This is a genomic window from Ancylobacter defluvii (assembly GCF_018390605.1).
In the GTDB taxonomy this organism is placed as follows: Bacteria; Pseudomonadota; Alphaproteobacteria; order Rhizobiales; family Xanthobacteraceae; genus Ancylobacter; species Ancylobacter defluvii.
In genome coordinates this window covers 740,614-754,886 of sequence record NZ_JAHBGD010000024.1, presented here as the reverse complement: position 1 = coordinate 754,886, position 14,273 = coordinate 740,614, and the positions used below count along the sequence as shown (strand labels likewise).

Annotated in this window: 9 protein-coding genes; 7 read left to right on the top strand and 2 right to left on the bottom strand. The window is 66.4% G+C overall.

Annotated elements, in window-relative coordinates:
- The first annotated feature begins 234 nt into the window (after nt 1-234).
- The gene (locus KHC24_RS19695; RefSeq protein WP_213364995.1) at nt 235-1,458 is read left to right on the top strand and encodes a pyridoxal phosphate-dependent aminotransferase; all 1,224 of its coding nucleotides are present in this window, start codon (nt 235-237) and stop codon (nt 1,456-1,458) included.
- A gap of 150 nt (nt 1,459-1,608) precedes the next feature.
- Nucleotides 1,609-3,516 (top strand): class I SAM-dependent methyltransferase, encoded by a 1,908-nt coding sequence (locus KHC24_RS19690; protein WP_213364994.1) that lies wholly within the window; start codon nt 1,609-1,611, stop codon nt 3,514-3,516.
- Between the two features lie 49 nt (nt 3,517-3,565).
- Here the strand turns inward: KHC24_RS19690 and KHC24_RS19685 are convergent, their stop codons facing one another.
- Together KHC24_RS19685 and KHC24_RS19680 are read right to left on the bottom strand one after the other, a co-directional pair.
- Complete coding sequence (locus KHC24_RS19685) at nt 3,566-4,876, bottom strand: HlyD family type I secretion periplasmic adaptor subunit (protein WP_213364993.1); 1,311 nt, start codon at nt 4,874-4,876, stop codon at nt 3,566-3,568.
- A complete protein-coding gene (locus KHC24_RS19680) occupies nt 4,873-6,681 on the bottom strand; it encodes a type I secretion system permease/ATPase (RefSeq protein WP_213364992.1) in 1,809 nt (602 codons plus the stop codon). The genes KHC24_RS19685 and KHC24_RS19680 overlap by 4 nt, the downstream gene beginning before the upstream one ends.
- 925 nt (nt 6,682-7,606) lie before the next feature.
- Between KHC24_RS19680 and KHC24_RS19675 the strand changes: the two genes are divergently transcribed.
- The 5 genes from KHC24_RS19675 (at nt 7,607) to KHC24_RS19655 (ending at nt 14,270) form a co-directional block, all read left to right on the top strand.
- Entirely contained in the window at nt 7,607-9,001 is a 1,395-nt protein-coding gene (locus KHC24_RS19675; protein ID WP_213364991.1) for a calcium-binding protein, read from the top strand.
- Between the two features lie 250 nt (nt 9,002-9,251).
- Entirely contained in the window at nt 9,252-11,204 is a 1,953-nt protein-coding gene (locus tag KHC24_RS19670; protein WP_213364990.1) for a M10 family metallopeptidase C-terminal domain-containing protein, read from the top strand.
- Between the two features lie 196 nt (nt 11,205-11,400).
- The gene (locus tag KHC24_RS19665) at nt 11,401-12,375 is read left to right on the top strand and encodes a UDP-glucuronic acid decarboxylase family protein (protein ID WP_213364989.1); all 975 of its coding nucleotides are present in this window, start codon (nt 11,401-11,403) and stop codon (nt 12,373-12,375) included.
- A 21-nt stretch (nt 12,376-12,396) separates the two neighbouring features.
- On the top strand, nt 12,397-13,440 hold the full coding sequence (gene galE / locus KHC24_RS19660) for a UDP-glucose 4-epimerase GalE (RefSeq protein WP_373878584.1): 1,044 nt from the start codon (nt 12,397-12,399) through the stop codon (nt 13,438-13,440).
- 26 nt (nt 13,441-13,466) lie between these two features.
- Nucleotides 13,467-14,270, top strand: a complete 804-nt coding sequence (locus tag KHC24_RS19655) for a hypothetical protein (RefSeq protein ID WP_213364987.1) — start codon at nt 13,467-13,469, stop codon at nt 14,268-14,270.
- Nucleotides 14,271-14,273 lie beyond the last annotated feature (3 nt).

Below are 14,273 nucleotides of genomic sequence, written 5' to 3'. Positions count from 1 at the left end.
GCGCGAGGTGCGCATGGCGGCGGGAACGCACCGCGCTCCGGCGCGGCGCCCGCCGGAATCGGCCGCGACGACGTTCTCCAATATCGGGCGCGACAGGCCGCGCCGCCGCCATCGCCGTGAGGGGAGCGGGGGCGGTCATCACGGCGATCGATCGGTTGCAGCTAAGCTTTTGATGAACGCGACGACGAGGGCACGCTATGTTAGTAGCTTCGCCGAACCAGCCGGGAAGACCTCATGCCGACCGCCCCCAATCCTTTCGTGCCGTCTCCTTCCCTCCTCGACTATGTGCGCCCGCAGGCGCTGGCGGTGCCCGGCAGCGGCATCGTCGAGGTGATGAACTACGGCCGCACCCGGCCGGGCATGATCCCGCTCTGGGCCGGCGAGGGCGACCTGCCGACGCCGGCCTTCATCGCCGAGGCGGCGACGCGCTCGCTCGCCGCCGGCGAAACCTTCTACACTTGGCAGCGCGGCATTCCCGAGCTGCGCGCCGCCATCGCCAAATACATTGCCGGGCTCTACGGCGTCCCCGAGGATCCCGAGCGCTTCTTCGTCACCGGCTCGGGCATGCAGGCGATCCAGCTCTGCCTGGCGCTGACGATGGGCGCCGACGAGGAGATCATCATTCCCTCGCCGGCCTGGCCGAATGCGGCGGCGGCGGCGCAGGTGCTCGGCGCGCGGCCGGTCTTCGTGCCGTTCGACTTCGACGTCGCCGACGGCTTCTCGCTCGACCTCGACCGGCTCGAGGACGCGGTGACCCCGCGCACGCGGGTGATCTTCATCAACTCGCCGGCCAACCCCACCGGCTTCGTCGCGCCGGCGGAGACGCTGCGCGGCGTGCTCGACATCGCCCGCCGCCACGGCCTGTGGATCGTCGCCGACGAGATCTATGGCCGCTTCTACTACGAGGCCGGCGAAGGCGGGGTGAACGGACGTCATGTTGCGCCCTCCTTCCACGACGTGATGGAGCCGGACGACCGCATCCTGTTCGTGCAGACCTTCTCCAAGAACTGGGCGATGACCGGCTGGCGGCTCGGCTGGATCGAGGCCAATCCGGAACTCGGCGACGTCATCGCCAACCTGATCCAGTATTCGACCTCCGGCGTCGCTCCCTTCATGCAGCGGGCCGGCATCGCGGCGCTGGAGCGCGGCGAGAGCTTCGTCGCTCACCAGATCGAGCGGGCCCGGCGCGGGCGCGACATCGTCGCCGACGGGCTGCTGCCGACCAACCGGGTGCGGCTCGCCCGTCCGCCGGGGGCGTTCTATGCCTTCTTCGGCGTCGAGGGCGAGACCGACATGCGGGCGCTGGCGCTCAAGCTGGTCGACGAGGCCAATATCGGCCTTGCGCCGGGCACCGCCTTCGGGCCGGGCGGGGAGGACTTCATCCGCCTGTGCTTCGCCCGCGGCGAGGCGCAGCTGACCGAGGCGACCAACCGGCTGGCGACCTGGCTCACCCGGTGACTGGCTGACGCGCTGAGCGGCTGACCCGCTGAGCGGCCGGGCTTGCGCGCGCCGGCCGGCTCTGGCGAGGCCGCCGGCTTTCCGTTACCCATGCAGGGCGGACGCAATGCCGGGCGGCGCCTCGCGCCCCGCCCGGCCGGGGGACGGACAATGGACGATACGGGCGAGCGCTACATTCCCGGAACCGCCGGCAGCATTACGGCCGAGCACCAGCACCGCTATGCCTTCGCCGCCGGGCTGACGGCCGGGGCGTCGGTGCTCGACGTCGCCTGCGGCGAGGGGTACGGCGCCGCCTTTCTCGCCCGCAGCGCCGCGCAGGTGGTGGGCGTCGATCTCGACGCGGCGGCTATCGCCCATGCCGCCCGCCACTATGGCGGCATCGCCAATCTCAGCTTCAAGGCCGGCGAGGTCGGCGCGCTGCCCTTCGCCGACCGCAGCTTCGACGCGGTGGTCTGCTTCGAGACCATCGAGCACGTCGCCGACCCGCGCGCTGCGCTGCGCGAACTCAGGAGGGTGCTCAAGCCCGATGGCCGGCTGATCGTCTCGACCCCTGACCGCGAGGTCTATTCCGGAGAGCTGAACAACCGGAACCAGTTCCACCTTGCCGAGTTCTCGGCGGCCGAGTTCGCCGACGAATTGCGGCAGCTCTTCGCCCATGTCGAGCTGCGCGGCCAGGCGGTCGGCCTTGCCTCGGTGATCGCCGCTGCGACTGACACGCCGGCCGCAGACATATGGTGGCTGCACGGCACCGCGCCGGGCCGGACGCCGCTGCCGCCGGCCAGGCCGGTGTTCCTGGTGGCGCTGTGTTCCGACGCGCCGCTGGAGGCGCCCGCCGCCTCGGTGCTGGTCGACGGCACCGAAACCGGCGCCGGCGCGCTCGAGGCGCTGCAGGCGAGGGGCAACGAGCTGACCGGCACGCTGGATGCGGTGCGCCGGCAGGCCATCGACGACTATGACGGACTCACCCGGCAGGTGGCGGCGTTGCGGGCGGTTTCCGACGACAAGGACGCGTTGTTGGCCGGCAACGAGACGGTGCTGCGGGAACAGCTGCGCATTCTCGACGAGCGGCAGGCGCTGATCCAGGCGCAGGCGGCGGTGATCGCCGAGCAGCGCGACGCCCAGCTCGCGCAGCTGCGGCGGCTCGCCGAGAAGGACGAGGCGCTGGCGCGCGAGATCGACCAGCTGAAGAGCGCCTTCCATGCCGAGCGCCAGGCCAGGCTGGCGCAGGCGGAGGCCTCGCATCGGCAGGAGCTGGCCGCGCTCGAACAGGAGTGCCGGGCGCTGGAGGAACGGCGGCGTTCGGCGGAGCGAGAGAGCGCCGAAATACGCGGCGCCGTGCCGCCGATGATCGCGCATGCGGAGCAGCTGGTTCTCGCCTTGCGTGAGGCCCATGGCGAGGAGGCGCGCGCGCTGGCGGTGCGGTCGAAGACGCTGCGGCAGCGGCTGGTCTATTGTGTGCCGACGCGCTTGCGCAAGCGGCTGCGGCTGAACGGCCGGACCGGGCGCGAGCGGCGCGCCGGCGGCGTGGCGCAGGCGGCGGCGCTGCGGGCCGCCGCGCTGCTGCAGGACTGCCTCAACCAGTGCCGCGACATGCGCGAGCGGCTCGCGGCGCCGCTCGCCGGGGCCGGCTCCCCGCCCGAGCCCGCCCCGCCGCCAGCGGAGGTGGTTGCCGAGGTGATCGCGCGGGTGCCCGATCCGCAGGACGACGACATCCGGCTGCTGGAATCCAGCGCACTGTTCGACAAGGCCTGGTATGTCGAGACCTACGGCATCGAGCCGCATGAGGCGGCGCGGCACTATCTCGACACCGGCTTCCGGAACGGCTGGAATCCCAGCCTGCTGTTCAGCACCGGCGACTATTTCCGCAGCAACAAGGACGTTCCGTCCGATCACAACCCGTTGCTGCACTATCTGCGGCACGGCATCCGCGAGGGCCGCTCGCTCTACGCCGGGAACGCGGCGGCCGGGCCGCTGCCCGATCGGTTCTGGCGCTATGGCCTGCGCGGCGAGCCGGCCGGAGGAGCGGGCGGGGAGCCGGCGGCGCGGCGGCACGGCTGAGCCGCCTACAGTCTTTGGCCCGCAGCCTATAGCCCACAGCCCGCGCGGCTCAGCGGCCGCGGAACGAGCGGGCGACCTGGTCGGTGAGCGGCTTGACCAGATAGGACAGCACCGTGCGGTCGCCGGTCTTGATGAACACCTCGAGCGGCATGCCGGGCACCAGCTTCATGCCGTCCAGCCGCGCCAGTTCCTCGGGCGGCAGCGAGATGCGCACCGAATAGAACCCCTCGCCGGTGTGGGGGTCCGGCACGATATCCGCCGAGATGCGGCTGAGCGTGCCGGTGAGTTCCGGCGTCTCCCACTGCGCCCCCGCCGCGAGGCGCACGACGGCCGGCTGGCCCACCGCCAGCTGGTCGATGAAGGGCGGCGGCACGCGGGCCTCGGCCTCCAGCTGGTCGTTGTTCGGCACCACCAGCATGATCGGCTCACCGGGGCCGATCACCCCGCCGATGGTGTGCACGGCGAGCTGGTGCACCACGCCGTCCTGCGGCGCGCGAAGCTCGACACGGCGAAGCTGGTCCTGCGCGGTGACGATGCGCTCGCGGGTTTCCGACAGCTTGGCGCGGATCTCGGCGAGCTCGGTGGCGACCTCGCTGCGCATGTCCTGGTCGATCTGCAGGATCTGCAGCTCGGTCTCGACGATGCGGCCCTTGGTCTGGGCGATGTTGGCGATCAGCAGGCCCTGCTCGCCCTCCAGCCGCGCGCCGTCGCGCTCCAGCGCGGTGACGCGCTGGATGGAGACCAGGTTGTCGGTCCATAGCTGGCGCACGCTCTTGAGCTCGGTGCCGATCAGCGCGATTTCCCGGCCCTTGGAGGCGAGCTGGAAGTCGAGGCCGCGGATCTCCTCCCTGAGCTGGGCGATGCGCTCGCCGAGCTGCGCCTTGCGGCCCTCGCGCAGGAAGCGGCGGCTCTCGAACAGCTTGGTCTCGCCGGTGAGGATGCGCGCGACGTCGGCGTCTTCGGCGCGGGACAGCAGCTGCGGCGGGAAGGCGAGCTCAGCAATGCCGTCGCGCTCGGCCTCGTTGCGAGCCTGCCGAACCTGGAGCTCGTCGAGATTATTGGCGAGAATGGCGAGATTGGCTTCGGCCACCGTCTTGTCGAGGCGCAGCAGCACGTCGCCGGCCCGCACGCTGTCGCCCTCCTTGACCAGCAGTTCGCCGACGATGCCGCCGGTGGGATGCTGCACCTTCTTCAGGCTGGAATAGACGACGAGCTGTCCCGGCGCGATGACGGCACCGGAAATCTGCGTCGCCACCGCCCAGCCGCCGATGCCGAACACCACCACCAGCACCAGGAGCAGCCCGAGCGCCAGATGGCGGCGAATGGAGCGGTGCGGGTTTGCAGGCGTCGTGCGGGTCACGGCAGCAGCCCTTCCTTGCCGGCCAGCGGGCGCTCCGCCATCGGGGCGTCCGGGGGCATCCTTGCGGTTGCCGGCTTCTCGTTCCGGCCGTTCATCGCCACGACCTCGGCACCTCCGGCGGGGACCGGCGGCGCGGGCTGCTGCGCCAGCTTGCGCAGCACCTGCTCCTTGGGCCCGAAGGCGCGGCTGCGGCCTTCCTGCAGCACCAGCAGCCTGTCGATGCTGGCGAGCGCGCTGTGGCGGTGGGCGACGATGACGACGATGCCGCCGCGCGCCCGCACGCCGGAGATCGCCTGGTTGAGCGCGGCCTCGCCATCGGCGTCGAGATTGGAGTTCGGCTCGTCGAGCACCACCAGGAAAGGCGAGCCGAACAGCGCCCGCGCCAACGCGACACGCTGGCGCTGGCCGGCGGACAGCGCGGCGCCGCCGTCACCGATCGGCGTCTCATAGCCTTCCGGCAGCCGCAGGATCAGCTGGTGCACCCCGGCAGCCTCGGCGGCGGCGATGATCTCGGCCGGATCGGGGGCGGGATGGAAGCGGGAGATGTTCTGCGCCACCGTGCCGGCGAACAGCTCGACGTCCTGCGGCAGATAGCCGATGGCGGCGCCGAGGTCGTCGGGGCGCCACTGCTCGAAGGCGGCGCCGTCGAGCCGCACCTTGCCGCGTGCCGGCTGCCAGACCCCGACCAGGGCGCGGATCAGGCTCGACTTGCCCGATCCGGAGGGGCCGACGACGCCGAGGCACTGCCCGGCCTCCAGCGTGAAGCCGATCTCCTGCACCACCAGCCGGCGCTGGCCCGGCGGGGTGACGGAGATGTCCTCCACCGCCAGCGACCGGTGCGGCCTGGGCAGCGCGATCGGCGCGCCAGCGACGGGAAAGGCCTTGAGCAGCTCACCCAGCCGCTTCCAGCCCTGGCGGGCGGCGACGAAGCCCTTCCAGTGCGCGATGGCGAGTTCCACCGGCGCCAGCGCCCGGGCGCTGAGAATGGAGGCGGCGATCATGATGCCGGGGCTGGCCTCGCCGCGGATGACCAGGAACGCACCGACGCCGAGCACGGCGGATTGCAGCGCCAAGCGCAAGCCCTTGGAGAGCGCGCCGAGGCCATTGCCGATGTCGGCGGCGCGCTGCTGCTCGCGGGTGAAGCGCCGGTTCGCCGCCGCCCAGTTTTCGCCGAGGCGTTCGGTCATCGCCATGGCGGAAAGCACTTCCGCATTGCGGCGCCCGACCTCCGACAGCGCGTTGCGCGCCGTCATCTCGATCATCGCCTGCCGCACCGGCTTCTTGGTCGTTGCTTCGGTCAGGGCGGTGAAGGCGACGAGCACGACGCAGCCGATCAGCGCGGTGAGGCCGATCAGCGGGTGGAACAGGAAGCAGACGATGAGATAGAGCGGCATCCACGGCATGTCGAACAGCGCCGTCGGGCCGAGGCCGGAAAGGAAGCCGCGCAGCTGGTCGAGATCGCGTATCGGTTGCAACCCGTCGCCGGACGGGACCATGCGCAGCGGCGCACGCACCACGGCGCTGTAGACGCGCCCACCTATGCCCTCGTCGAGGGCGAGCCCGATGCGCGACAGGATGCGCAGGCGCACGATGTCGAGCGCCACCTGGAAGCCGTAGAGCATGGCGGCGAGGATGGCGATACCAACCAGGGTCGGGATGCTGCGGCTGGGCAGCACCCGATCATAGACCTCCAGCATGAAGATCGAGCCGGTGAGGTAGAGGATGTTGATCACGCCGGTCATCAGGCCGATGCCGATGAAGGCCGTGCGGCAGGCCTGCATCGCCTTGGCGAGTTCGGAGATCATGCGGCGGTGGTCCTGATGTCGGGCGGGAGGTGTCCCGGCAGTCGAGAGAGGTAAAACGCGGCTCCGGAATGACGCTCCACGATACGCCATGATGGCTACGCGCGGCTGTGAAATCCAGGCGATTTTGGCTGGATGCCGTCACGCGGTTTCCGGACGAGGATGCGGGGCTGGATCGACGCCGGGAGGCGCGTGCCGGGAGGGGGCTCCGCCGATGTCGATGGCCGAGGGACGGCGGGCCGGCATGAGCGCGACACACGCGCGGCACGCGCGTTTCGCGGCGGCGGGCTTGCCGATCTGCCGACGAGCAAGGTCCTGACCGCTTGCGCCGCGTTTGCTCCGCCTGTGAAGCGGAGGTTGCCGCATCGCGGCGCCGGCGGCGACAAAATCCGCACCGGCACGGTATTATTTCATCTGTAGGTTGTTTTGCTCGACATAAGATGGAAGATGCTGCGGAAAGCACATGAGCGCCGGGGGCGCGAGGGGGAGAGCGGTTGTGGGAACTCCTGTCAGTGTCGGCCTGACTGGCGACGATTATATTGACGGCCTGCTTCAGGGAAGCAAATGGGCCGGGGATACGACGTATTCCTTTACGAGTTGGTACGGTGACTACCAAATAATACCGGAAGTATATTCATTATATTCTTATGTAATAGGAATTACAAATATAAAACTTAGATTTGTCCAAAAATATGATGAAGAAACTCCGCTTCCTGGAAATGGAAATATCCAGGTTGGCTATGCGGAAAATGCTCAACCATCAATGAAATCTCCGATCGATGGAGGAGACATTGCTTTCACTTATCCGTTTGAGGATCGTCCCGGCAGTGTCGGTTATCTCACATACATGCAGGGAGTCGGCATATCCCTGGGCCTGAAATATGCCAGCGACCTTGGCGGCGTGGCCAATATCGCCGTGCCCGCGGACATGGATTCACTCGAATACACGGTGATGAGCCGGCGTTCCTATGAAGGCGGTCCTTCCGGCGCCTATAGCGCTGAGAAATTCGGACATCCGCAATCCTTTATGGCGCTGGATATTCTGGCGCTTCAGACGCTCTATGGCGGCGCCGACTACAGCTATGCCGCTGGCCGCAGCGTCTATAGCTGGAATCCAGCGACAGGCGAGGTAGGCGGCTCTCCTGCCAGCAACAAAATCTTCCGCACCATCTGGGATGGCGGCGGTCTGGATACGTATGACCTGTCCGCCTATAGTACCCCGGTCTCGATCGATCTCGCGCCGGGCGGCTACAGCGTGTTCTCGCAGGCGCAACTCGCCCAGCTCGGCGACGGCGTCTATGCGCGCGGCAACATCTTCAACGCCTTCCTGTTCGACGGCAACCCGGCCTCGTTGATCGAGAATGCCATCGGCGGGTCGGGAAACGACACGCTGAGCGGCAACATCGCCGACAACCTGCTCAATGGCGGGGCGGGTGCCGATGTGATGACCGGCCTGGCCGGCAGCGACACCTATGTGGTCGACAATGTCGGCGACGTGGTGATCGAGGCGTTCGGCGAGCCCGGTGACAGGGATTTCGTCTATTCCCGGCTGAGCTATTACGTCCTGCCGGAGAATGTCGAGTATGGCAGGATCGAGAATATCGCCGGTGCCGCCACATTGCGGGGCAATGCGCTGAACAATCTGCTGACCGGCAATTACACCGACAGTGCCCTCTATGGCGAGGCGGGCGACGACAGGCTGTATGGCTCCAGCGGCGACGATCACCTCGACGGCGGCGCCGGTGCAGACCGGATGGTCGGCAACTCTGGCGACGATACCTATATCGTCGACAGCCTGGCGGACATCGTCTTTGAAAAGCCGGGCCAGGGCACCGACACGTTGTGGACCTCGGTCAATCGCGGCCTCGACAACGACTTCGAGAACATCGTGCTGTTCGGGTCGGCGACCGATGCCGGCGGCAACGGCCAGGACAACATCGTCTCCGGCAATGCGCTGGCCAATAATCTCTATGGCGGCGCCGGCTCGGACAGCCTCTACGGCCATGTCGGCAGCGACCGGCTGTTCGGCGAGGACGGCAACGACTACATGACCGGCGGCACCGGCCGCGATGCCTATTACGGCGGCGCCGGCTATGACTACGCGATCATCAAGAACGGCGGCGGGGTGGATTACTTCGTCGACTTCAAGGCGTCGGAAGACCGGGTGGTGTTCGACAGCGCCATCTTCGCCTCGATCGGCGCGGCGATGGATGCGGCGTTCCAGAACGGCAGCGACGTGGTGATCTGGGACGGCCATGACGGCATCGTGCTGCAGAACGCCAAGCTGGCGGAGCTGACGACCAGCAACTTCCTGTTCGTGTGACGCGCCCAGCCCGGTTTCGCCGGGCGGAGAGGTCTCTCGGGCTGTGGCCGGGCAGGATGCGGCGCGTGACGCCATGTTTGTTTGTCGATGGCACTCAGATCTGCTCAATATCCAGCAGGCTGGATGAAAACCAGTATCGTGTGAGTGATGCCTGGCGTTGATCTGGTCGGATTTACGACTGGCGCGATCTGCTGCACGTGCGACGCTCGAAATGACAGGCCGTGACAAGGCATTGGGGGGAGAGAACGAGATGGCCAGCGTTGTGAAAGTTGATCCGACCGGCAACGATTATATTGACGGCTTGCTTATCGGCGAGAAATGGCAGGGCGAGACGAGATTTTCATCTTACAGGTATTCTTCCGACTCTGCCCTTCTCCGGGCTACTCTCGAGCAGATGGCTGCTACTTCCGCTATTCTAAGCGGAAATCTACAGTTCGGCGATGGGGATCCTCACCCGCTGGCTGGAAAATATGCGACGTATAATAATGTTGGAGCGTTCACAAATCTGCCCATTTATGAATTCTTCCCCGATTACAATCAATATCGTCGCGAGATTACGGTCGGAAATATAGAGGATGATGATTTAATTGGATATGCGAATGGGCCTGGCCTTGGTGGAGTATTTGTGGGAGAGGTCTGGTTCGGCACGGAGCTGAAAGGTACAGACAGAGATGTTCGATTTCCTGTCAACGGAAACTATGCCTATGCGTTGCATCTAAAGCTGCTGGGGGTGACGCTCGGCCTGAAGTACAGCGCCGCTCCGGACGGCGTCGCGAATGTTGTGGTGCCTGCGGATCGCGATTCGCTCGAGCACACGGTCATGAGCGAGCGTGCCTATGTGGGGGGCCCCGCGAACGGTTGGGAAGATGTCGGCCAATACGACTTCCCACAAACCTATATGCCGCTCGACATTCTGGCGCTGCAGACACTCTATGGTGCCGATCGCAATACCCAATCCGGCGACACAATTTACCGCTGGAGTCAGGACGGTCAGTTGTCGATCAACGGGGTGCGGCAAGGGCCGTCACCCACCGGCGGCAAGGTCTTCATGACGGTCTGGGACGGCGGTGGCATCGACACCTACAGCATGCAGAGCTTCACCACGCCGGTCTCGATCGATCTGTCTCCCGGCGCCGCGAGCATAACCTCCGAGGCGCAACTCGCCCATCTGGGCGACGGCGTCTATGCACGCGGCAATGTCTATAATTCCTACCTGTTCGACGATAATCCGGCCTCGCTGATCGAGAACGCCGTCGGCGGCTCGGCCAACGACACCCTGCGCGGCAGTTTTGCCGACAATATCCTCAATGGCTTGGGCGGCGCCGATACGATGATTGGCCTTACCGGCAATGACAGCTATGTCGTCGACTATGTCGGCGATGTGGTCATCGAGGCGCCGGGCGAAGGTGTCGATACGGTCTATCTGCGGGCGAGTGGCTACGTGCTGCCGGCCAATGTCGAGCAGCTCAAGATCGAGGAAGGTCGCTACAACATCGAGGCGTGGGGCAACGACGCCGCCAACCTGATGGCCGGCAACGACCTCGCCAACACCATCCATGGCGGGGTGGGTGCCGACGTGCTCTATGGCATGGCGGGTGCCGACATCCTCGACGGTGGCACCGGACCGGACCAGATGATCGGCGGGCTGGGAAGCGACACCTACGTCGTCGATAGCTATTCCGACGTGGTCTACGAGGCGCTGAACGAAGGCGGCGACACGCTGTGGACCTCAGTCAATCGCGGCCTCGATCCGAATTTCGAAAGCATCGTGCTGTTCGGCACGGCCACCGATGCCGGCGGCAACGACCAGAAGAACACCGTTGTGGGCAACGAACTGAACAACAACCTTTATGGCGGCGGCGGTTCGGACAGCCTTTACGGGCACGACGGCAGCGACCGGCTGTTCGGCGAGGATGGCAACGATTACATGACCGGCGGCAAGGGAACCGACGCGTATTATGGGGGGCTGGGCTACGACTACGCGATTCTGGAGAAGGGCGGCGGAGTGGATTACTTCGTCGACTGGAACGTCACCCGTGACCGGGTGGTGTTCGACAGCGCCATCTTTTCTTCGATCGGCGCAGCGATCGACGCGGCGTTCCAGAACGGCACGGACGTGGTGATCTGGGACGGCAGCGACGGCATCGTGCTGCAGAACGCGAAACTGGCCCAACTGACGACGAGCAATTTCCTGCTCGTCTAGCTCGATCCGCGCCCCCGACCGTGGAGACGCCATCGGCGTGCGGACCGCCATGGCGGGAAGGCGGACGCTGTGCAGCCCGGATGCAACCATTCGCCGGGCGAACGCGGGTCCATCTTGTGCGATTTTAGCGAAGCCTTCATTGCCCTTGCTGTAGGCGAGATCAGTGTGTCCGCGCCTTGGCAGCTGGAAGAGATTCATGCATCTGGAGCGTCGCGTCCTCATCACCGGTGGAGCCGGATTCCTGGGGTCGCATCTGGCGGAGCGCCTGCTGAAGCAGGGATGCCAGGTGCTGTGTGTCGACAACTTCTTCACCGGCACCCGCCACAATATCGAACATCTCATCGGCCATTCCGGCTTCGAGCTGCTGCGGCACGATATCGCCCATCCGCTCTATGTCGAGGTCGATGAGATCTACAACCTCGCCTGTCCGGCCTCGCCGATCCATTATCAACGCGATCCGGTGCAGACCACCAAGACCAGCGTGCTCGGCGCCATCAACATGCTGGGCCTCGCCAAGCGGCTCGGCGCCAAGATCCTGCAGGCGTCCACCAGCGAAGTCTATGGCGATCCCCAGGTGCATCCGCAGGCGGAAGGCTATTGGGGCAACGTCAATCCCATCGGTCCGCGCTCCTGCTATGATGAAGGCAAGCGCTGCGCGGAGACCCTGTTCTTCGATTACTGGCGCCAGCACCGATTGCAGGTCAAGATCGCCCGCATTTTCAATACCTACGGTCCGCGAACCCATCCCAATGACGGACGGGTGGTATCGAGTTTCATCGTGCAGGCCCTGCTGAATCGGGATATTACAGTCCATGGCAGCGGGGAGCAGACGCGTTCTTTTTGTTATGTTGATGATATGATTGATGGTTTGGTCAAGCTTATGGAAAGTCCGGCGGAGGTGACGGGGCCGATCAACCTCGGCAATCCCACCGAGTTCACGATCCTGGAGCTCGCCAATCTCGTTATCGATCTGGTCGGATCACGGTCCAGGATCGTGTTCAAGTCCTTGCCGGAGGACGACCCGCGCCAGCGTCGGCCGCAAGTGGAGCGGGCGCACGAACTGCTTGGCTGGCAGGCGTCGGTGTCATTGCGTGAAGGGGTGAAGCGGACGATTCCGTATTTCGAATCGCTTGTTTCGCAAGGATTGGTACAGCGTGTTATCGCTGTTTGAGCGAACGCAGGGATGGTCGCGGTGACAGCGGAACGAATCTTGGTGGTTGGTGGCGCCGGCTATATCGGTGCCCACACCTGCAAGGCGCTTGCGCAAGCAGGTTTCCTGCCGGTGACCTTCGACAATCTCTCCACCGGCCATCGTGACTTCGTGCGCTGGGGGCCGCTGGTCGAGGGCGACATCCACGACACGGCGGCCGTCGCCGCGGCGGTGCGCGAGCATGGCATCGTGGCGGCCATCCATTTCGCCGGCTCGGCCTATGTCGGCGAGTCGATGGTGAACCCGGCGAAATACTACGAGAACAACGTCGCCGGTTCCCTGTCGCTGCTGAACGGGCTGCGCGAGGCCGGCTGCGACAAGCTGGTGTTCTCCTCGACCTGCGCGGTTTATGGCCAGCCCGCCCACATGCCGATCGACGAAAGCGTGCCCACCGTGCCGGTCAACCCGTATGGTCAGAGCAAGCGCATGGTCGAGCACATGCTGGCGGATTTCGGCATGGCCTACGGCCTCAAATCGGTGGTCCTGCGCTATTTCAATGCCTGTGGCGCCGACGCCGCCGGCGATCTCGGCGAACTGCGCGATCCCGAAACCCACATCATTCCGCGCGCCCTGATGACGCTGCAGGGCTATATCGACGATTTCGCCGTGTTCGGCGCCGATTTTCCCACGCCGGATGGCACCGCGGTGCGCGACTACATCCATGTCGTCGACCTGGCGGACGCGCATGTGCTGGCACTGCAGCGGCTGCTGCGCGGCGAGCCCGGCGGCACGTTCAATCTCGGCACCGGCGAGGGCTACTCGATCAAGCAGGTACTGAGCGTCATCGAGGACGTGACCGGGTTGAAGCTGCCGGAAGTCGTCGGCGGCCGGCGGGCGGGCGACCCGGCGATCCTGGTGGCCAATGCGGCGCGCGCCCGCGACGAGCTCGGCTTCGAGACCAGGCATTCAGACCTGCGCCAGATCATCGAAACCGCCTGGCGGTGGCACCTTCGCGCCCATCCTCGGCGCAACGCCCCCATCGATGCCCTGTCGGCCGATGCCGCCGGCCGGCGAGTGAGGCGGTGATCGTCCATCCTGCGAGAGGAACAGCCATGCGCAACCTCGCCGAACCCGGCCAGCATGCATCGCCGCCGCCGCAGCCACTGCCGTCGCTGACCAGCCAGCGCGAGCCGCGCCAGAGCTGGGTCGAACTGCTGGCGCTGCATCTCGACGCCCGCCGCAACTGGCGGGAGCTGGTCGAGACGGCCGGCGGCGCCGGCGATGCCGATCTCAACGAGGTGGACGTGTTCCTCGTGGGGATCATCGCCCGCTTCGCCGGGGCCGCGCGCGTGCTGGTCGATTCCGCTGAACTGGCGCGTCGTCTCGAACATTGCCGGGTCGATCCCGCCTTCAGCTTCGTCGCCGCGCCTGGCGAGCTGCCGGCGCGTGGCGACATGCGGCTCTACCCGCTGGCCGACATCGAGCGGGCCGAACGGGCTGCCGCCGGCGCGAATGGGCCGGTCGTGCTGGTTCATGGTGGCGGGCGCGACTGGCACGGTGGCACGGCGGCGCATGTCGAGGGCGTGCGCCACCGGCCGCTGGCGGGCCTGTCGCCGGCATTGTGGAAGTCGTCGCTGCTTATGCTCGCGAGCGGGGCCGCGTGCGCCGAGCGGGAGCGGCTGCTCGTGCAGGTGACGACGCTGCTGGCCGACCGCGCGCTCGATCCCTTCTTCCTGCTCGACCAGATCCAGGAACTGCGCGCCGCCGCGCGGCGGCCGGAAGCCGCGCCCGACGATGCCGAGGCACTCAAGGCGCGCATCGCCGAACTGGAGCACGAGGTCGCCAGTCTTCGGCGCTATGCGGTGATCCAGCAGGAAAGCCTGACGCGCCTTAGCGGCGCGGCGGATCGCCCATGATCG